This window comes from Streptomyces sp. NPDC050703, assembly GCF_040654435.1.
Classification (GTDB): domain Bacteria; phylum Actinomycetota; class Actinomycetes; order Streptomycetales; family Streptomycetaceae; genus Streptomyces.
In genome coordinates this window covers 28,547-48,018 of sequence record NZ_JBFAHX010000017.1, presented here as the reverse complement: position 1 = coordinate 48,018, position 19,472 = coordinate 28,547, and the positions used below count along the sequence as shown (strand labels likewise).

The 19,472-nt window shown below is 72.4% G+C and carries 18 protein-coding genes; 11 read left to right on the top strand and 7 right to left on the bottom strand.

Features of this window, described 5'->3' with window-relative positions; all coding sequences use genetic code 11:
- The first annotated feature begins 114 nt into the window (after nucleotides 1-114).
- The 6 genes from AB0I16_RS17950 to mscL all read left to right on the top strand — a co-directional run bounded on the left by AB0I16_RS17950 (nucleotide 115) and on the right by mscL (nucleotide 6,006).
- On the top strand, nucleotides 115-1,647 hold the full coding sequence (locus tag AB0I16_RS17950) for a potassium/proton antiporter (protein ID WP_363250353.1): 1,533 nt from the start codon (nucleotides 115-117) through the stop codon (nucleotides 1,645-1,647).
- Between the two features lie 241 nt (nucleotides 1,648-1,888).
- Nucleotides 1,889-3,160, top strand: coding sequence for an MFS transporter (locus AB0I16_RS17945; protein ID WP_363250352.1), 1,272 nt, complete (start codon nucleotides 1,889-1,891; stop codon nucleotides 3,158-3,160).
- 67 nt (nucleotides 3,161-3,227) lie between these two features.
- Nucleotides 3,228-3,566, top strand: a complete 339-nt coding sequence (locus AB0I16_RS17940; protein WP_363250351.1) for an FmdB family zinc ribbon protein — start codon at nucleotides 3,228-3,230, stop codon at nucleotides 3,564-3,566.
- Nucleotides 3,567-3,715: 149 nt separating this feature from the next.
- Nucleotides 3,716-4,573: an S-methyl-5'-thioadenosine phosphorylase gene (locus AB0I16_RS17935; protein WP_363250350.1), complete on the top strand. Its 858-nt coding sequence runs from the start codon at nucleotides 3,716-3,718 to the stop codon at nucleotides 4,571-4,573.
- Nucleotides 4,574-4,872: 299 nt separating this feature from the next.
- Entirely contained in the window at nucleotides 4,873-5,358 is a 486-nt protein-coding gene (locus AB0I16_RS17930; RefSeq protein WP_363250445.1) for an RcpC/CpaB family pilus assembly protein, read from the top strand.
- Nucleotides 5,359-5,493: 135 nt separating this feature from the next.
- A complete protein-coding gene (mscL, locus tag AB0I16_RS17925) occupies nucleotides 5,494-6,006 on the top strand; it encodes a large conductance mechanosensitive channel protein MscL (RefSeq protein WP_363250349.1) in 513 nt (170 codons plus the stop codon).
- A gap of 7 nt (nucleotides 6,007-6,013) precedes the next feature.
- Here the strand turns inward: mscL and AB0I16_RS17920 are convergent, their stop codons facing one another.
- Nucleotides 6,014-6,259 (bottom strand): hypothetical protein, encoded by a 246-nt coding sequence (locus tag AB0I16_RS17920; protein ID WP_363250348.1) that lies wholly within the window; start codon nucleotides 6,257-6,259, stop codon nucleotides 6,014-6,016.
- Nucleotides 6,260-6,527: 268 nt separating this feature from the next.
- On the opposite strand from AB0I16_RS17920, the gene AB0I16_RS17915 reads away from it, so the two are divergent.
- The 3 genes from AB0I16_RS17915 to AB0I16_RS17905 all read left to right on the top strand — a co-directional run bounded on the left by AB0I16_RS17915 (nucleotide 6,528) and on the right by AB0I16_RS17905 (nucleotide 10,031).
- Nucleotides 6,528-7,583 carry a P1 family peptidase gene (locus AB0I16_RS17915; RefSeq protein WP_363250347.1) on the top strand — a complete coding sequence of 352 codons (1,056 nt, stop codon included), beginning with the start codon at nucleotides 6,528-6,530 and terminating at the stop codon, nucleotides 7,581-7,583.
- Between the two features lie 331 nt (nucleotides 7,584-7,914).
- Nucleotides 7,915-9,132, top strand: coding sequence for an Ig-like domain-containing protein (locus AB0I16_RS17910; protein ID WP_363250346.1), 1,218 nt, complete (start codon nucleotides 7,915-7,917; stop codon nucleotides 9,130-9,132).
- A 137-nt stretch (nucleotides 9,133-9,269) separates the two neighbouring features.
- Entirely contained in the window at nucleotides 9,270-10,031 is a 762-nt protein-coding gene (locus tag AB0I16_RS17905; protein WP_363250345.1) for a DUF6227 family protein, read from the top strand.
- A 7-nt stretch (nucleotides 10,032-10,038) separates the two neighbouring features.
- Here AB0I16_RS17905 and AB0I16_RS17900 read toward each other — a convergent pair whose 3' ends face one another.
- The 5 genes from AB0I16_RS17900 to AB0I16_RS17880 all read right to left on the bottom strand — a co-directional run bounded on the left by AB0I16_RS17900 (nucleotide 10,039) and on the right by AB0I16_RS17880 (nucleotide 16,291).
- Complete coding sequence (locus AB0I16_RS17900) at nucleotides 10,039-10,293, bottom strand: hypothetical protein (RefSeq protein ID WP_363250344.1); 255 nt, start codon at nucleotides 10,291-10,293, stop codon at nucleotides 10,039-10,041.
- Between the two features lie 117 nt (nucleotides 10,294-10,410).
- Nucleotides 10,411-12,513 (bottom strand): fructose-specific PTS transporter subunit EIIC, encoded by a 2,103-nt coding sequence (locus tag AB0I16_RS17895; RefSeq protein WP_363250343.1) that lies wholly within the window; start codon nucleotides 12,511-12,513, stop codon nucleotides 10,411-10,413.
- A 94-nt stretch (nucleotides 12,514-12,607) separates the two neighbouring features.
- Nucleotides 12,608-13,555, bottom strand: a complete 948-nt coding sequence (pfkB, locus tag AB0I16_RS17890) for a 1-phosphofructokinase (protein WP_363250342.1) — start codon at nucleotides 13,553-13,555, stop codon at nucleotides 12,608-12,610.
- Between the two features lie 76 nt (nucleotides 13,556-13,631).
- On the bottom strand, nucleotides 13,632-14,393 hold the full coding sequence (locus AB0I16_RS17885) for a DeoR/GlpR family DNA-binding transcription regulator (RefSeq protein ID WP_363250341.1): 762 nt from the start codon (nucleotides 14,391-14,393) through the stop codon (nucleotides 13,632-13,634).
- A gap of 365 nt (nucleotides 14,394-14,758) precedes the next feature.
- Nucleotides 14,759-16,291: an MFS transporter gene (locus AB0I16_RS17880; RefSeq protein WP_363250340.1), complete on the bottom strand. Its 1,533-nt coding sequence runs from the start codon at nucleotides 16,289-16,291 to the stop codon at nucleotides 14,759-14,761.
- A 282-nt stretch (nucleotides 16,292-16,573) separates the two neighbouring features.
- On the opposite strand from AB0I16_RS17880, the gene AB0I16_RS17875 reads away from it, so the two are divergent.
- Entirely contained in the window at nucleotides 16,574-17,572 is a 999-nt protein-coding gene (locus AB0I16_RS17875) for a WYL domain-containing protein (RefSeq protein ID WP_363250444.1), read from the top strand.
- 156 nt (nucleotides 17,573-17,728) lie between these two features.
- Here the strand turns inward: AB0I16_RS17875 and AB0I16_RS17870 are convergent, their stop codons facing one another.
- Nucleotides 17,729-18,730 carry a sigma-70 family RNA polymerase sigma factor gene (locus tag AB0I16_RS17870; protein ID WP_363250339.1) on the bottom strand — a complete coding sequence of 334 codons (1,002 nt, stop codon included), beginning with the start codon at nucleotides 18,728-18,730 and terminating at the stop codon, nucleotides 17,729-17,731.
- A 180-nt stretch (nucleotides 18,731-18,910) separates the two neighbouring features.
- On the opposite strand from AB0I16_RS17870, the gene AB0I16_RS17865 reads away from it, so the two are divergent.
- Nucleotides 18,911-19,453 (top strand): N-acetyltransferase family protein, encoded by a 543-nt coding sequence (locus AB0I16_RS17865; RefSeq protein ID WP_363250338.1) that lies wholly within the window; start codon nucleotides 18,911-18,913, stop codon nucleotides 19,451-19,453.
- Nucleotides 19,454-19,472 lie beyond the last annotated feature (19 nt).

Sequence of the window (19,472 nt, the reverse complement as noted above, 5' to 3'; positions counted from 1 at the left end):
TCGGACGCGGAGTCAGGAACCGGACGCCAGAAGATCGTAAATGCGTTCGAAGACATCAAGAAAGCGTTAACAATTAGGTAAGGTAACGAAGTACTTGGCGCGCAAGAAGTGCTTGTGCGCGCACGGAGGAAGGAACGGCCCCTGACTGTCCACCACCTCAACCAGCTCCTGCTCATCTGCTCGCTCGTTCTGCTCGTCGCGGTGGCGGCGGTCCGCATCTCGTCGCGCAGTGGGCTCCCCAGCCTGCTGCTGTACCTCGGCATCGGCGTCGCCATGGGCCAGGACGGCATCGGCGACGTCCACTTCGACAACGCCGAACTGACGCAGGTCATCGGCTATGCCTCCCTGGTCGTGATCCTCGCCGAGGGTGGCCTCGGGACGAAGTGGAAGGAGGTCAGGCCCGCCCTGCCCGCCGCCGCCGTGCTCTCGACGGTCGGCGTCGCGGTGAGCGTCGGCGTCACGGCGGCCGGCGCGCACTACCTGGTGGGCCTGGAGTGGCGGCAGGCGCTGATCATCGGCGCGGTGGTCTCCTCCACGGACGCCGCCGCGGTCTTCTCCGTGCTGCGGAAGGTCCCGCTCCCCTCCCGGATCACCGGTGTCCTCGAAGCGGAGTCCGGGTTCAACGACGCCCCCGTCGTGATCCTCGTGGTGGCGTTCTCCACGGCGGGCCCCGTGGACCACTGGTACGTCCTGCTCGGCGAGATCGCCCTGGAGCTGGCGATCGGGGCCGCACTCGGCGTCGCGGTCGGCTGGCTCGGCGCCTACGGCCTGCGCCACGTGGCGCTGCCCGCCTCCGGCCTCTACCCCATCGCCGTCATGGCCATCGCCGTCGCCGCCTACGCCGCGGGCGCCATGGCGCACGGCAGCGGCTTCCTCGCCGTCTACCTCGCCTCGATGGTCCTCGGCAACGCCAGGCTGCCGCACTGGCCCGCCACCCGCGGCTTCGCCGAAGGGCTCGGCTGGCTCGCCCAGATCGGCATGTTCGTCCTGCTCGGCCTCCTGGTCACCCCGCACGACCTGCTGGACGACACCTGGCACGCGGTCCTCATCGGCCTGGTCCTCACCGTCGTGGCACGTCCCCTGGGAGTCGTACTCGGCATGCTGCCGTTCCGGCTGCCCTGGCAGGAGAAGGCGCTGCTGTCCTGGGCGGGACTGCGCGGCGCGGTGCCCATCATCCTGGCGACGATCCCGATGGTGAACGGCGTCGAGGACAGCCAGCGGATCTTCAACATCGTCTTCGTCCTCGTCGTCGTCTACACCCTCCTCCAGGGCCCCACACTCCCCTGGCTGGCCAGGAAACTCCGGATCGGCGGCGGCTCCGCGGCGGCCGACCTCGGCATCGAGTCGGCACCCCTGGAGCGGCTGCGCGGCCATCTGCTCTCCGTGGAGATCCCCAAGGACTCCCGCATGCACGGCGTCGAGGTCGGCGAGCTGCGGCTGCCCGCCGGGTCCGCGGTCACCCTGGTGGTGCGCGGCGGCGAATCGTTCGTGCCGCTGCCGACGACCGTGCTGCGCCGCGACGACGAACTGCTCGTCGTGGCGACGGACCCGGTGCGCGACGCGGCCGAGAAGCGGCTGCGCGCGATCAGCCGCGGCGGCAAGCTCGCCAGTTGGCTGGGAACCGACGGAGAAACGCACCAATCGTAGGTGGCGAGGGTCTCACCGGCTGCGATGACAGGGGCTGGTGGGGCCCGTGCCTGTACGATAAAGGCACCTGTACCGAACCAATCTGATCGAACCAACTCTGCCTGAAGCAGAGCTGGCGCGACCGTATGGCGGCCGGGGCACCCCCTCGCAGTGGAGCCCGGCATCTACCGCAGTTCCGCGCAAGAGGACAGCTCTCGGCGCCCCCGCACGGGCGCTACCAGGCGGCAGAAAGGCACGGGCCGTGGCATCCACGGTCACCGACACCCGCCCGGGTTACGGACAGCTCCTGCGCACCCCTCGCGCCTGGACGTTCCTGCTCCCCGGCTTCGCGGCGCGCCAGCCGTTCGCGATGCTGACCATCTCCATCGTGCTCCTGGTCCAGCACACCACCGGCTCGTACGGTGCCGCGGGCGCCGTCTCGGCCGTGACCGGTGTCTCCATGGCGGTGTTCGCCCCCTTCAGCGGCAAGCTCGCCGACCGGTTCGGCCAGCGTGCCGTGCTGGTGCCCGGCGTCCTCGTGCACTCCGCGTCCGTCGTCGCGCTGACGGTGCTCGCGCTCTCCGACGCGCCCCTGTGGGCGCTCTTCGTGGCCGCCGTGCCCGCGGGCGCCTCGACGCCGCAGATCGGCCCCATGGTGCGGGCCCGCTGGGGCGTCAAGCTCCAGGGCTCGCCCCTCGCGACCACCGCGGCGGCCTTCGAGTCCGTCACCGACGAGCTGACCTTCGTCCTCGGCCCGCTCCTCGCGACCGCGCTGTGCACCGGCATCACCCCCTCCGCCGGCCTGCTCACCGAGGCCGGGCTCACCCTGGTCGGCGGCCTCCTCTTCGCCGCGCAGAAGAGCACCCAGCCGAAGCCGTCCGCGCACGACGACGACCACGCGCGCGTGGAGCACGTCTCCGCGCTCCGCGTCCCCGGCGTGCGGGTCCTCATCGCCACCTTCCTCGGCATCGGCGCCGTCTTCGGCGGCATGCAGGTCTCGCTCGCCGCCTACTCCGAGTCCATCGGCGAGCCCGGCCTCAACGGCGTCCTGTACGGCACGTTCGCCGCGGGCAACATGCTCTCCGGTGTCGCCTGCGGCGCCATCGCCTGGAAGATCTCCCCGCAGCGCAGGCTCCTCGTGGCGTACACCGCGCTGACCCTGATGGCCTCCGGCCTGTGGGCCGCGCAGTCCACGCTGCTCCTCGCCGGGCTCGGCCTCCTGGTCGGCGTCTGCATCGCGCCCGCCCTGATCACCGGCTACACCCTGGTCGACAAGCTGGTCTCGCCGACCGGCCGCACGGAGGCCTTCACCTGGCTGACCGGCGCCGTCGCCCTCGGCCAGGCGGCGGCCGTCACGGTCGCGGGACAGCTGGAGGACCGCCTCTGGGACGGGGCCGGGTTCCTGGTCCCCCTCGGCGGCACGGCGCTGGCCCTCGCGGTCCTCGTGACGCTCCGCTCGCGGCTCGTCCCCACGGCCTCGGGGCACACGGTCGCGCGTGGCGTCGGTCACCGCGTGCCGGTCACGGTGGACTGATCTCGCGGAATACGTCACTATGGACCGTCGTTAGCACTCATCGAGTGAGAGTGCCAGGAGGAAGCAAGTGCCGACGTACCAGTACCAGTGCACCGAGTGCGGCGAGGGCCTTGAGGCGGTGCAGAAGTTCACCGATGACGCCCTGACCGTATGCCCGAACTGCGACGGACGCCTCAAGAAGGTGTTCTCGGCGGTCGGCATCGTCTTCAAGGGTTCCGGCTTCTACCGCAACGACAGCCGCGGCTCCTCGTCGAGCAGCACGCCGTCGACGGCCACGAAGACGTCCTCCGACGCGAAGTCGTCATCCTCGTCCTCCGCCTCCGGCTCGTCGTCCTCCTCGGACTCGAAGTCGTCCGCGGGCTCGTCGACGGCCGGATCGTCTTCGGCTTCGAGCTCGGCGGCCTAGGGGGTTCTGAGGGCTCCGGCCCTCGGGCTCCGTCTCCCGGCTTTCCGGCTTCTCCGTGACCCTGCCGTCCACCGACGGCGGGGTCGTCTGCGTGTCAGGCTTCGCCGGTGCGCGGTCCCGCCGGGGTGCGGCCACGCTACTGTGCGGCCATGGCGAACACGGTGAACGCGAAGCGGGCCGAGGCCGACATAGGCGTGATCGGTGGCTCCGGTTTCTCCTCCTTCCTGGACCACGTGACCGAGGTCCGGATCGACACCCCTTACGGCGCCCCCAGCGACTCCCTCTTCTTCGGCGACCTCGCCGGGCGGCGGGTCGCCTTCCTGCCCCGGCACGGCCGCGGCCACCATCTGCCGCCGCACCGCATCAACTACCGCGCCAACCTCTGGGCCCTGCGCTCGGTGGGCGTGCGGCAGGTGCTCGGGCCGTGCGCGGTCGGTGGACTGCGCGCCGAGTACGGCCCGGGGACGCTGCTCGTCCCCGACCAGCTGGTGGACCGCACGAAGGCGCGGGCCCAGACCTACTTCGACGGGGTTCCCCTGCCGGACGGCACCGTGCCTGAGGTGGTGCACGTCTCCCTCGCCGACCCGTACTGCCCGGCGGGGCGCGCCGCCGCGCTCAAGGCCGCCCGCGGCCGTGACTGGGAGGCGGTGGACGGCGGAACGCTCGTGGTGGTCGAGGGGCCACGCTTCTCCACCCGTGCGGAGTCGCGCTGGCACGCCGCGCAGGGCTGGTCGGTGGTGGGCATGACCGGCCACCCCGAGGCGGCGCTCGCCCGCGAACTTGAGCTCTGCTACACGTCATTGACGCTGGTCACCGACCTGGACGCGGGTGCGGAGACCGGCGAGGGCGTCTCACACGACGAGGTCCTGCGGGTCTTCGCGGCGAACGTCGACCGCCTACGGGACGTGCTCTTCGACGCGGTGGCCGCGCTGCCGGGAGCGGAAGAGCGGGACTGCCTGTGCGCGGGGGCGCTGGGTGGAGCGGATACGGGGATTCGGCTGCCGTGAGGCGGGGGCGGGTCCCACGGGGGCGGGCCCTGCGGGGGCTGGTGGTGCGGGGGCGGGTCCCACGGGAGCGGGCCCCACGGGGGCTGGTGGTGCGGGGGCGGGAGGTGCGGAAGTGCACCTTCCGGTGAGGGAGTTGTCCACAACCGGGTAGTAGTGCACGGGCCTCAGCGGGGACCGGCTCGGACGTGGATCGTGGGAGCGCAAGTCCAGCTCGTCGTCCTCACACCCAGGCGGTGGTCGTCGTGACCCGCGTTTCCCCCCAGGCCCATGCCCCCTCCCCGAGCCGGCCCACGGAGGGCATCCCGGTCCCCCACTTCGCGCCCGTCCGGGTGCGCGGCGGCCATCCGCGGCTGCGCCGGCTGCTGCGGCACCGCCGGCGGGCCATGGCCGTGGGGCTCGCGGTGACCGCCGCCGCCCTGGCGGCCTCGGGCCCGCCGGACACCGCCCGGCCGCCCGACCGGACCGCGGCGGAAGCGACCTCGCCGGAACCGCCCCGGAGCGCCCCGGAGAAGGAGAAGGTGACGGCACCCGTGCGGATCGCGGACGCCGAGGCCGCGCGGCTGCTGCGCCCCGGCGACCGCGTGGACGTCGTCGCCGCAGAATCGCCCGCGGGAGGCGCGAAGCCGCGGGTGGTGGCCGCCGGAGCGCGCGTGACCGAGGTGCCCGAGCAGGGCGAAGCGGCTTCGGGCACGGGTGCGTTGGTGGTCCTGTCGGTGCCGCGCGACACGGCCGCGCGTCTGGCCGCGGCCGGGGCGAGCGCCCGTCTGGCGGTGACGCTGCGATGAACGCCACGCTTCACGATCGCACGGGAAACCGGCCACGTCGCTCGTTCGTGAGAGCGAATTGGATGGGGCGGCGGCCTGACGTAGGTTGCGGAGTTGGCTGTTCCGCAATCCGCAAACGCAACGAAAGGCCCCGTGGTGAGCGAGAAGAAGGAACCGGGCGTCTGGGAGGGCTTCAAGGCCTTCCTGATGCGCGGCAATGTGGTCGACCTCGCGGTCGCCGTGGTCATCGGCGCCGCGTTCACCAACATCGTGAACTCGGTGGTCAAGGGTGTCATCAACCCGCTGGTCGGCGCCTTCGGGACGAAGAATCTCGACCACTACAGCTCATGCCTGAAGGCCCCCTGCGCGACGAACGCGGCGGGCGAGGTCACCAGCGGCGTCCCGATCATGTGGGGCTCCGTGCTCAGCGCGGTCCTCAGCTTCCTGATCACCGCCGCCGTCGTGTACTTCCTGATGGTGCTCCCCATGGCCAAGTACCTCGCGCGGGTCGCCGCGAGGAGGGCCGAGAAGGAGGGCACGAAGGAGGTCATGGAGGTCACCGAGCTGGAGGTCCTCAAGGAGATCCGCGACGCCCTGGTGGCCCAGCGCGCCTCGGGCTCCGCGGGGCCGTCGGACGAGCGGCCCGACGGGCGGCCCGGCCTGCCGTAGCGCGGGCTCAGATGTGGTGGGGCGGCTTCTCGTCGAGGAACCGTGCCAGGTCGGCGGCGCTGTCGCCGCCGGCCGACGGCCGCTCGCCCCACCCTCGGTCCGTGTCGTCCGAGGACTGCTGCGACAGCGGATCGTCGAAGACCAGAGCGTTCCGAGGCTTCCCCGGCTTCTCCGGCTTCTCCGACACCGTCGGGCCCTTCGGGTCCTTCGAGCCCTTCGGGTCGCGCGGCTCGGGGTCGGGGGCGGCACTCATGCCTCCAGGGTACGTCGCCCGGCCCGACCACCGGCGCGGCAGGCTCCCCACCCCCGGCGTCCGGCCCGGCCACCGGCGCGAGGCTCCTCCGGGTCTCGGAACCCGCTCAGGGGGGCTGCGACACTCCCCCGCTGCCGCACCGCGCGGTCACGCTGGGCCGGATCACCGGCGTGCCGGTCTTCGCGGCCGGTGCCTCCGGGGCCTTCGAGGAGCACGGCTGCCTGCTGGGCGGTCCGCGTGCGCCGCCGCTCGTGATACGCACATGCGTATGGTTTCTGACTCCCTGACCGACATAGCCGGCCTGCGGGTCGGGCACGCCACCCTCATCGGTGGCGGGCAGCTGACCGGAACCACCGTCGTGCTGGCGCCGGAGGGTGGTGCGGTCGCCGCCGTGGACGTGCGCGGAGGCGGCCCCGGCACCCGCGAGACGGACGCCCTCGACCCGCGCAACCTGGTGCAGCGCGTCGAGGCGGTCGTCCTCACCGGAGGCAGCGCGTACGGCCTGGACGCGGCCGCCGGCGTGATGGCGTGGCTGGAGGAGCGCGGCCGGGGAGTACGGGTGGGGCCCGGCCCCTCCCACGTCGTGCCCGTCGTCCCGACCGCCTGCGTCTTCGACTTGGGCAGGGGCGGCGACTTCGGGGCCCGCCCCGACGCGTCGACGGGCCGGGCCGCGGTGGAGGCGGCGGCACGGAGCGAGCCCTTCGCCCCGGTCGAGCAGGGCAACGCCGGCGCGGGCACGGGTGCCGTGGTCGGCCGCGTCAAGGGCGGGGTGGGCAGCGCGAGCGTACGTCTGGAGTCGGGGATCACGGTGGCGGCCCTGGTCGTGGCGAACGCCGCGGGTTCGGGGATCGACCCGGCGACGGGCGCACTGTACGGGCGGTACTTCGAGGCCGGACAGGACAAGGGTGAGGGGCAGGCGGGGCGCGACCCCCGGCCCGCCCCTGAGGTGCACGAGGCGGCCATGCGGCGCCTCGCCGAGGTCGCCGTGGGGAACGGGACGCAGCCGTTGAACACCACGCTCGCCGTGGTCGCCACGGACGCCGCGCTCACCAAGGCGCAGGCGCAGAAGCTGGCGGGCACCTCGCACGACGGCATGGCGCGCGCCGTGCGGCCCGTCCACCTCCTCAACGACGGTGACACGGTCTTCGCCCTCGCCACGGGTGAGCGCGCCCTGGCCGACGGAGGTCCGCTCGCCCTGAACGAGATCCTCGCCGCAGGCGCCGACCTGGTCACGGCCGCGATCGTACGGGCGATGCTGGCCGCCGATTCGGTGCGGACGCCGGGCGGGACGTTCCCCTCGTACCGGGAGCTCTACGCCGGGTAGCGGCGCGGCAACTCCCCTGCGGGAGACGCGCGTACCGGAAAAGCGCGTAGCGGAGCTGAGCGCCGCAAGTGGGTCCGGGTTGGACCCGGCGTGGGGCGGCACGGGCTGGCACGGGGCGGCACGAACCGGCGAGGACCGGCACGAACCGGCGAGGACCGGCACGAATCGGCGAGGCCCGGCAGGGGCGGCCCGGCAGGGGCCCGGCGTGCGACGCATTGCGTGAGCCGGCGCCTCCGGAATGTGCCCGTACTCACACCATCGCGCCGGAACCACGTGCCCTGCCCTGTGCTCTTTACACGTACTGGATCAGAACACGTACTTGGAGCAGCCCGTGACAAGGTCGGTCATAGTCAACCCCCGGCGCCGTGCCCTGCTGGCCGCCACCGCGCTCGCCGCCGTGGGCGCGCTGACCCTCACGGCCTGCGGCGGGGACGCGGACGCCAACGACGAGAAGGGCGGCAGCAGTTCCGCCGCCAAGGGCGCCGACATCACCATCTCCTCCAAGGACGGCGCCACCGACGCCTCCATCAACGCCACCGGCGTCAAGGTCAAGAACGGCAAGCTCACCAGCGTGAAGATGACCTCGGTGACGTCCGGCGCGGCGGTCGAGGGCACCATCACCGGCGACGGAAGCGCCTGGAAGCCCAAGGGCCAGCTGGAGCGCGGCACGAAGTACAAGGTCACCGCGAACGCCAAGGACCCCAAGGGCAACGCGGCGACGGAGAACGCGACGTTCACCACGGTCTCCACGGCCAACAGCTTCATCGGCAGCTACACGCCCGACGGCGGCACCACGGTCGGCGTCGGCATGCCGGTCTCCTTCAACTTCGACAAGGCGATCACGGAGAAGAAGGACGTCCAGTCGCACATCACGGTCACGTCGAGCAGTGGCCAGAAGGTCGTCGGCCACTGGTTCGGCGACCAGCGTCTGGACTTCCGGCCCGAGGAGTACTGGAAGGCCGGTTCCAAGGTCACGATGAAGATCGACCTGGACGGCGTGAAGGGCGCGAACGGCATCACCGGCGTGCAGCACAAGACGGTCACCTTCACCGTCGGCCGCGCGCAGGTCTCCACGGTCGACGTCAACGCCAAGAAGATGACGGTCGAGCGGGACGGCAAGGTCATCAAGTCCATCCCGATCTCCGCAGGCAGCGCGGCGAACCCGACGTACAACGGCAAGATGGTGATCTCCGAGAAGTTCACCCAGACCCGTATGAACGGTGAGACGGTCGGCTTCGGCGGGGAGTACGACATCAAGGACGTGCCGCACGCCATGCGCCTGTCGACCTCCGGCACCTTCATCCACGGCAACTACTGGGGCTCGCCCTCGATCTTCGGCAACTCCAACACCAGCCACGGCTGCGTCGGCCTGCAGGACGCGCGCGGCGCGGGCGACCCGAACACCCAGGGCGCCTGGTTCTACAACAACTCCCTGATCGGCGACGTCGTGACGGTCAAGGGCTCGCCCGACAAGACCATCGCCCCCGACAACGGCCTCAACGGCTGGAACATGTCCTGGAGCGAGTGGACGGCGGGCAGCGCCGGCTGACGCCCCCTCGACGCGACGCGAGCCACGCGGGAACTCCCCGCGTGGCTCGCGCGTTTTCCCGTTCCCGGGCATGATGTCCGACCCAGGGGCTACGGTATGCACCCACCAGGTGACATGCAGCAACGCCGGGAGACACCTTGAGCGTTCCGTACGAAACGGCGTACGAGCCACCCGAGTCGCCCGAGACACACTCTCCGGAGGAACACCTCGAGCGGCTGCTCGGCCGTGCCCTGAACTCCTTCGACTTACCGGACGAGGTGCTCCGCCGCCTCGAATCCGCCCTCGCCCACAACAGCTCCCTGCACTCCGCTCACCACAGCTCGGGGCTGCACCGCGAGACGTACAGACACACCTGGCTGCTCGCCGACGCGTCCGTGCTCACCCTCTGGGAGCTGGTCCACAACACCGCGCCCGGCAGCGAGCCGACGCACGAGGTCTACGCCGACGAGGAGGACGCGGGCGTCGCCACCTCGCGGCTGCCGCTGCCGCCCGACCCGCCCGTCTGCGGCAGGACCGTCGTGCTGCAGCTCCCGGCCGACCCGGGTCCCCGCCATTCGTACGTCCCGGACGACTCCGCCGACCACGCCCGCCGGCTGCTGCGGCGAGCGGAGAACCCCGAGGGGGACCGTCCCGGCGAGGAGATCGCGCGCCTGCTCGGTTCGGCGGTCGCACACCAGATAACGCAGGCTTTCGGACGCCCCCGGCTGTCCGGCGAGGCACGCCTGAGCTTCTCGCTCTACGAGCACGCCTTCCTGCTCATGGACGGCGGCGAGATCAGCCTGTGGGAGGTCGAGCACACCGTCACCCCCGACGGACGCCACCGCTGCGAGGTGTACGCCACCGAGGAGGCGGCCCGCGCCGCGATGGAGCGCAGGGCCAAGGAGGCGGCCAGGGGCTGACGTACCCCTACATGCGCCTGTTGCCGAACTGCCGGACGAGGCCGGCGAAGGCGGCGCGTTCGTCGGCGGTGAGCTGGACCGCCTCCGCGTGCGGCGGGCCCTGTTGGGCCGGCAGCGCGCGGAGCCGGTCCGCCTGGCGCCACACCTCCACGCGGGGGCGGTCCCTGCGCATCACCCGCACCAGACCGACGGCCCAGACCGCGGTCGCGGCGGCGAACAGGGCGACGCCGATGCGCTGTACGTTCGAGACATCCTGGAACATGCCGCCCAGTAGACAACAGGGACCAGGTCTTACGACAGGGGGCTTATGGGGCGTAGCTCTTGAAGTGACGCATGTCGCACAACTCCCCCATCGTGTCTGAACCTCCTCACCGTCCCGTCAGAGCGCGGCGCCTGCCGGGACCCGGTCCGTGTCGGTCCTCGCCGCGGCGGTCGCGTCGTCGGCCGTCGGGGGCGTCGCCTTGCGCGCGCCCTTGAAGAGCACGACCACGGCCGTCGAGACGCAGACACCGGCGGCGATGGCCACGACATAGAGCAGCGGCCGGCCGATCAGCGGGACCACGAAGGCACCGCCGTGCGGAGCGCGCAGGGTGCAGCCGAAGGCCATGGACAGGGCGCCGGTGACGGCGCCGCCCGCCATCGACGCGGGGATCACCCGCAGCGGGTCGGCCGCGGCGAAGGGGATCGCTCCCTCGGTGATGAAGGAGGCGCCGAGGAACCAGGCCGCCTTGCCGTTCTCCCGTTCCGTCTTGGTAAAGAGCTTGCCGCGCACGGTCGTGGCGAGCGCCATGGCGAGCGGCGGGACCATGCCCGCGGCCATCGCGGCGGCCATGACCTTCAGGCTGCCGTCGGTGGGGTGGGTGAGACCGCCGACCGCGAAGGCGTAGGCGACCTTGTTCAGCGGGCCGCCGAGGTCGAAGCACATCATCAGGCCGATGATGACGCCGAGGATGACCGCGTTGGCCCCGGTCAGGCCCTCCAGCCAGTCGGTCAGCGCGCTCTGCAGGGACGCGATGGGCTTGCCGACGACGAGGAACATCAGGAAGCCGACCACCGCCGAGGAGATCAGCGGGATCACCACGACCGGCATGATGCCGCGCAGCACCGCGGGGATGCGGACCCGCTGGATGCCCATGACCACGGCGCCCGCGATGAGGCCCGCGGCCAGGCCGCCGAGGAAGCCCGCGTTGATCGTGACGGCGACCGAACCGCCGACGAAGCCGGGTACGAGGCCGGGCCTGTCGGCCATTCCGTACGCGATGTAGCCGGCGAGGACCGGTACCAGGAAGGCGAAGGCGAGACCGCCGATCTGGAACAGCAGCGCGGCCCAGCTCGTGTGGTCGGTCCAGATGAAGTGTTCGGCGACGGACGGCGCCTTGTCGATCTTCCAGCCGCCGATGGCGAAGCCGAGGGCGATGAGGAGGCCGCCGGCGGCGACGAAGGGCACCATGTAACTGACGCCGGACATCAGCCACTTGCGGAGCTTGGTGCCGTAACCGTCCTCGCCGTCACCGGCCTTGTCCACGGGGGCCGACGGCGCGTCGGCGGTGGTCTCGCCGCGGGCCGCCTTCTCGCGGACCTCCGCGATGAGTTCCGCCGGGCGGTTGATGCCGGCCTTCACGGCCACGTCGACCGTGGGCTTCCCCGCGAAGCGGGACTTGTCCCGCACCGGGACGTCGTGGGCGAGGATCACGCCGTCGGCCACGGCGATCACCGCGGGGTCCAGGCGGGTGAAGCCCGCCGAGCCCTGCGTCTCCACCGTCAGTTCGACGCCTGCCTCACGGGCCGCGGACTCCAGGGACTCCGCCGCCATGTAGGTGTGGGCGATGCCCGTGGGGCAGGACGTGACCGCCACGATGCGGAACGGCTCCGCCGGGGGTGCGTCGACCTCCGCCAGGGGTGCGTCGACCTCCGCCGGGGGTGCGTCGTCCTCCGGCGCGGGTGTGTCGTCCTCCCCCGGGGGTTCACTGGTCTTGGGCTGCGGGTCCGCTGTGGTTCGCGCCGCGCCGCGCGGGGTTTCCCTCCCACCCGCGGGTCCGTCGCCCCGGATCAGGGACGCGGCCGACTCCGCGTCCCCCGCGTCCCGCAGCGCCTGCGTGAACTCCGCGTCCATCAGCTGCCTGGCCAGGGAGGACAGGATCGTCAGGTGGGCGTCGTCCGCTCCGGCGGGGGCGGCGATCAGGAAGATCAGGTCCGCGGGGCCGTCCGGCGCGCCGAAGTCGATGCCGCGCGCCGAGCGGCCGAAGGCCAGCGTGGGCTCACTGACGTGCGCGCTGCGGCAGTGCGGGATGCCGATGCCGCCGTCCAGGCCGGTCGGCATCTGCGCCTCGCGGGCCGCCACGTCGGCGAGGAACCCGTCCAGATCGGTCACGCGCCCGAGGGCCACCATGCGCTCGGCGAGGAAACGCGCGGCGGCTTCCTTGGTTTCGGCGGACAGGTCGAGTTCGAGATCGACCAGATCCGCGGTGATCATGTCGGTCATCGCGGGCTCCTTCGCGCGCGTATCGCCCGGCAGGGGGCGAGGGCCACAGGGGAGAGGGGGACGGGGAAGGGGACGGGGACTGGGGCCGCGGGGTTCACGGGGCGGGTTCCGTCAGTACGCGGTCCAGCGGGACGTCGGCCGTCACGGTGACCGCCTCCGGCGCCAGGTCGGCGGGCGAGGGCATGGCACTGCCCGGCAGCTGGACCGCCGCCGCCCCGTGCGCCACGGCGGAGGCGAGCGCGCGCTCCCCCGTGCCGCCGGCGATGAGGAAGCCGGCCAGGGAGGAGTCGCCGGCGCCGACGTTGCTGCGTACGGCGTCGACGCGGGCGCTCGCGAAGTACGTGCCGGAGTCCTCGACCAGGAGCTGGCCGTCCGCGCCGAGGCTGGCGAGCACGGCGCGCGCGCCCATGTCCCGCAGCTCTCCCGCCGCCTTGACCGCGTCGCCGACGGTGGCGAGGGGGCGGCCGACGGCTTCGGCGAGTTCGGCGGCGTTTGGTTTGACCACGTCGGGGCGTTCGGCGAGGGCGGCGAGCAGGGCGGGGCCCGAGGTGTCCAGGGCGATCCGGGCGCCCGCGGCGTGGGCGCGGGCCACCAGGTCGGCGTACCAAGAGGGGGCGAGGCCGCGCGGCAGGCTGCCGCAGCAGGCGATCCAGTCGGCCCCCGCGGAACGCGCGCCGACGGTGGCGAGCAGCGCCTCGCACTCCTCGTGCGACAGTTCGGGGCCCGGGGCGTTGATCTTCGTCAGTGTGCCGTCGGGCTCCGCGACCGCGATGTTGGAACGGGTCTGTCCCGCCACCGGCACCGGGGCCGCCTCGATGCCCTGCTCGTCGAGGAGCCGCGCGACCAACGCGCCGGGGGCGCCGCCGAGCGGCAGCACGGCGACGGTCCGCACGCCCGCCGCCGCGACGGCACGCGAGACGTTGACGCCCTTGCCGCCCGGGTCCATCCGGTCGCCGGTGGCGCGCACGACCTCGCCGCGGTCGAGCGCGGGGACCTCGTAGGTGCGGTCGAGGGAGGGGTTGGGGGTGACGGTGAGGATCATGCGCGTACCGGGGCCTTCGTGATCGTGCGTGCGGCAGCGGCGGTCGCCGGGCCGCCGGGGGTGGCTGTGCGCGTGCTCATACGCGTACGACCTCCGTGCCGCCTCGTTCGATGGCGGCGGCTTCGGCGGGCGCGAGGCCGGTGTCGGTGATCAGCAGGTCCACGTCGGTGAGGTCGCCGAAGCGGGCGAAGTGCTGCTGGCCGTGTTTGGCGGAGTCGGCGAGCAGGACGACCCGGCGGGCGGCGGCGACGGCCGCGCGCTTCACGGCGGCCTCGGCGAGGTCGGGTGTGGTGAGTCCGGCCTCGGCGGAGAAGCCGTTGGCGGCGAGGAAGGCGACGTCGGCGCGGATCTCGCCGTAGGCGCGCAGGGCCCAGGCGTCCACGGCGGCGCGGGTGCGCTGCCGGACACGGCCGCCGATGAGGTGGAGCTGGATGCCGGGGTGGTCGGCGAGGCGGGCGGCGGTGGGCAGGCCGTGGGTGACGACGGTGAGCGCCGACTCCAGGGGGAGCGCCGCCGCGAGCCGCGCGACGGTCGATCCGGCGTCGAGGATGACGCTGCCCTCGGCGGGCAGTTCCGCGAGGGCGGCGCGGGCGATGCGGTCCTTCTCGTCGGCGGCGGTGCCCTCGCGCTCGGCGAGGTCCGGCTCGAAGTCGAGGCGGCCCGCGGGGATGGCGCCGCCGTGCACGCGGCGCACCAGGCCCGCGCGGTCCAGGGCCTTCAGGTCGCGGCGGATGGTCTCCGCGGTGACCTGGAACTCCTCGGCGAGCGACAGTACGTCGACCCGCCCGCCGTCCCGCGCGAGCCGCAGGATCTCCTGCTGCCGCTCCGGTGCGTACATGTCCGTCTGCCTCCGCCACATGCCCGAGCCTGTTGTTTCCCCGGCAGGCTACGGCGGCATTGCGCAAAAGTAAACACCTTCGGGCACGGAACGGGCGTGAACGGGCATTGCTAGGTCGGCGTAGGGCGGACGGGAAGATGGGGGACGGGGGACGGCAGACCGCGAGACGGCGGACCGCGGACCGCGGACCGCGAGACGGCGGGCCGCGAGACGGGACGGTGCCGTCAGGCGGCGGGCACCGTCAGGACGGCGACCTCAGGCGGCAGGCACCGTCAGGACGGCGACCTCAGGCGGCAGGCGCCGTCAGGACGGCGACCTCAGGCGGCAGGCACCGTCAGGACGGCGACCTCAGGCGGCAGGCGCCGTCAGGACGACGTCGTCGCGGGCTCCTTCTCCACCCGCTCGTGGGGCTCCCCCGCCGCGGCCCCCGCCCCCTCCTCGACGTGCTGCCTCGGCCTCGCGGGCAGGGCGAACATCAGGAGGAAGACGAGGGCGAGTACCGCCGCCACCCAGCCCAGCGCGTTCTGGAACCCGTCCACGAACTCCATGGGCAGCCGCTCAGGCGCGGCACCCTCGTCGATCACCCCGAAGAAGACCACCGACACCAGGCCGAGGCCGAGCGCGGTGCCCATCTGCTGCACGGTGCTGAGCAGGCCGGAGGCCGAGCCCGCGTGCTCCCGCGGCACCTCGGAGAGGATGGCGTCCGTCAGCGGCGCCACGATCAGGCCCATGCCGACGCCCATCACGATCAGCGGCAGCGCCATCTGCCAGGCGGTGATGCCCGCGCCGTACCGGTCGGCCTCCCAGATGTAGACGAGCAGGCCCGCGGCCATCGTCAGCGCGCCGGTCTGGAGCACCTTGCGGCCGAACCTCGGGACGAGCTTCTGGACGGAGACCCCGGCCGCCGCCGAGACCGCGATGGAGAACGGCACCCCGGTCAGACCGGCCCGCAGCTCGCTCCAGCCCAGACCGATCTGGAGGTAGAGCGTCCAGACCAGGAAGAAGATGCCGAGCGCGACACCGAACACGGTCTGCACCGCGATGCCCGCCGCGAAGCTCTTCACCTTGAACAGCGACAGCTCCACCAGTGGCGAGCCGTCCCTCGCCGTCTTCCACCTCTCGTACGCGACGAGCGCGCCGAAGACGACGAGCGAGCCCGCCATCATGACGTGGCCCCAGAGCGGCCAGCCCAGCTCGCGGCCGCGGGTGAGCGGGTAGAGCAGCATCAGCAGGCCGAGGGTGACCATGACGACGCCGGCCAGGTCCAGCCTGAGGGCCCTGGGCGCCTTGGACTCGGTGATGTACTTCCGGCCGAGGATCAGCCCCGCGATGCCGACGGGCAGGTTGATCAGGAAGATCGGCCGCCATTCGAGGCCGAGGATGTTCCACTCGGTGAGCAGCGCGCCGAGCAGCGGCCCGGAGACCGCGCCGAGCCCGACGACCATGCCGAAGAGCCCGAAGACCTTGCCGCGCTCATGGGCGGGAAACGTCGCGTGGACGATGGAGAGCACCTGCGGCACCATCAGCGCGGCCATGGCACCTTGCAGGATGCGCGAGGCGACCAGCATCTCGGGGGCGACCGCGAAGCCGCAGAGCGCCGAGGCGACGGTGAAGCCGGTGATGCCGATCAGGAAGAGCCGCTTGCGGCCGTGGATGTCACCGAGCCGTCCGCCCGTGATGAGCCCGGCGGCGAACGCGAGGCTGTAGCCCGCGGTGATCCACTGGATCTGGCTGAACGAGGCGCCCGCGTCCCGCTGGATCGACGGGATCGCGATGTTGACGATCGTGACGTCGACCAGGTCCATGAAGGCGGCGGTCATCACGATGGCCAGGGCGTACCACCGCCGCCGGTCCGCTGCCGGCGGCGTTTCGGGGAGCGTGCTGCTGGGAGAACTCATGCCGGAAGACTAGGAACCATATAGGTCATTAGAGTTCCTAGTTCCGCGCCATCCTGAGCACGTGGAAACGAAGACGGAGCAGACGACGGACATATCGCCGCAGCCGCAGCCGGCGCCGGAGACGCGACCGGAGACGCCACCGGAGCCGGAGCCGCAGCCGCAGCCAGAGACGCAACCGAAGCCGCGCCCGAAGCCGAAGCCAGAGCCGAAGCGGATGCCGGGCACGCAGGCTGGGACGGCCGACGCGCGCGCCGCCGCGCCACGGCCGACGGAGCCCCGGCCATAACCGGCGCGACCGGCGCGCAGACGCCCATCCGGCTGCTGCAACTGCTCTCGCTCCTGCAGACGCCCCGCGAGTGGCCGGGCGGCGAGCTGGCCGACCGGCTGGGGGTGAGCCGGCGGACCGTGCGGCGCGACGTGGACCGGCTGCGGGAGCTGGGCTATCCGGTGCAGGCCACGCAGGGCGCCCTCGGCGGCTACCGCCTCGTCGCGGGCAAGGCCATGCCGCCGCTCGTCCTGGACGACGAGGAGGCGGTGGCCATCGCGGTCGGCCTGCGCGCCGGGGCGGGGCACGCCGTGGAGGGCGTGGAGGAGGCGTCGGTCAGGGCGCTCACCAAGCTGGAGCAGGTCCTGCCCGCCCGGCTGCGGCACCGCGTGTCGGCCCTCCAGATCGCGACGATGCCGCTGGTCAGCGGGGACGGGGCGAGCATCGCCCCCGAGACGCTGACGGTGATGGCGTCGGCCGCGGCGGGGCACGAGCGGCTGCGGTTCTCCTACCGCGCGGGCGACGGCACGCGGTCGCGGCGGCTGACCGAGCCGTACCGCCTGGTGTCGACGGGGCGGCGGTGGTACCTCGTGGCGTACGACATGGACCGCGAGGACTGGCGGACCTTCCGCGTGGACCGCGTGGCGGAGCCGTTCGCCACGGGGGCGCGGTTCACGCCGCGGGAGCTGCCGAAGGGCGACGCCGCGGAGTTCCTGCGGCAGACGGTCTACCGCGGGGTCGAGTCGTACGACATCGACGTGACGTTCGCGGCGCCCGCGGCGTTCGTGACGGCGAGGCTGCCGTCGACGCTCGGCACGGTGGAGCCGCTGGGCGACCACCGCTGCCGGCTGCGCGGCACGGCCACGGACTCCATGGAGTGGGTGGCGGTCCGCCTGGCGCTGACGGACTGCGACTTCACGGCGCACGGGCCCCCGGAACTGCTCACGTGCCTGCGCGACATGGGCTCCCGCCTGAGCCGGGCCGCGGGAGCGGGAGCGGGAGCGGCGGCCGACTAGGGCCGGTCGTCCGGATCGGGTCGGCGGGAGGGGCGGCACCCGTCGGCCCGGCGTGTGCGTGCCGGTGGAGGGCACGACACCCCGGCCTGTACGTGCCGGTGGAGGGCACGACGCCGGGCAGGGCCGAACGACGGGCCGACCCTGTGCGACCGATCCCTATGCGACCGCGTCGAACCCGGTGTCGCGCGCCAGCTTCTTCAGCTCCAGCAAGGCGTGCTTCTCTATCTGCCGGATGCGCTCGCGCGTGAGGCCGTGCTCCTTGCCGACCTCCGTCAGCGTCCGCTCGCGTCCGTCGTCGATGCCGTACCGCATCTTGATGATGGAGGCGGTGCGCTGGTCGAGGCGGCCGATCAGGTCGTCGAGCTCCTCGCTGCGCAGCAGCGAGAGGACGGACTGCTCGGGCGAGACGGCGGAGGTGTCCTCCAGGAGGTCGCCGAACTGGGTGTCGCCCTCGTCGTCCACTCCCATGTTCAGCGAGACGGGGTCGCGCGCCCAGTCGAGCACGTCGACGACGCGCTCGGGCGTCGAGGACAGCTCGGCGGCGATCTCCGCGGGCTCCGGGTCGCGGCCGTGCTCGCGGTTGAACTCGCGCTGCACGCGGCGGATGCGGCCCAGCTCCTCCACCAGGTGGACGGGGAGGCGGATGGTGCGCGACTGGTCGGCTATCGAGCGGGTGATGGCCTGGCGGATCCACCACGTGGCGTACGTGGAGAACTTGAAGCCCTTGGCGTAGTCGAACTTCTCCACCGCTCGCACCAGGCCCGCGTTCCCCTCCTGGATCAGGTCCAGGAGCGGCAGGCCGCTGCGCGGATAGCGGCGGGCCACGGCGACGACGAGGCGGAGGTTCGACCGGATGAAGACGTCCTTGGCTCGCTCACCGTCGGCGACGAGGGCTTCGAGCTCCTCGCGGTCCGCGGTGACCTCGCTGTCCCCGACCTCTCCGTCCAGGATCTTCCGGGCATAGACGCCCGCTTCGATGACCTGGGACAGCTCCACTTCCTTGGCGGCGTCCAGCAGCGGTGTACGCGCGATCTCGTCGAGGTACATGCCGACCAGGTCGCGGTCGGCGATCTCCCCGCCTACGGCGCGAACACTGCGTGCCGCGTCGGACGTCTCGCCGGTGGCGGACTTACGACGGGCGACGGCACGGGTTGCCATGCGTGCTCCCTTGCGTGTGGTGGTCCTGGTCGGCCCCGCTGGGGCCTCTGTGGTGGATGGCACACCGTCGAGTGCCCACCATCCGAAGGAAACAACGCCTGGAATCCGGACAGAATTCCCAAGGCGCGCATCTTTTTGGTCGGTGGTGCAGTACCCTGTCCGGCCACTCCGGGAGGCAGCGTGTTGACAGGGCGTACAGAGGTGCAGGTCAGGCCGGGGGCCGAGGCGGACCTCGAAGCCCTCACGGACCTCTACAACCACTACGTACGTGAGACGGCGATCACATTCGACACGGTCGCCTTCTCGCCGGAGGAGCGCCGCCCTTGGCTGCTCTCCCACCCCGAAGACGGCCCGCACCGCCTCTTGGTTGCCCAGGAGCGGCATCCGGGCTCCGGCGGGGGCCGCGTCCTCGGGTACGTCACCAGTAGCCCTTTCCGCGTCAAGCCGGCTTATGCGACCTCGGTGGAAGTCAGCGTCTACTGCGCACCCGACACCGTGGGGCGCGGCATCGGCACGCTGCTCTACCGGGCGCTCTTCGAGGCGCTGCGGCAGGAGGACGTGCACCGCGCGTACGCGGGCGTCGCCCAGCCGAACGCGGCCTCCGTCCGCCTCCACGAGCGCTTCGGCTTCCGGCACGTGGGGACCTACCACGAGGTGGGCAGGAAGTTCGGCCGCTACTGGGACGTGGCCTGGTACGAGCTGCCCCTCGGCCCCGCGACCTAGTTCTTCGGCCCCGCCCCAC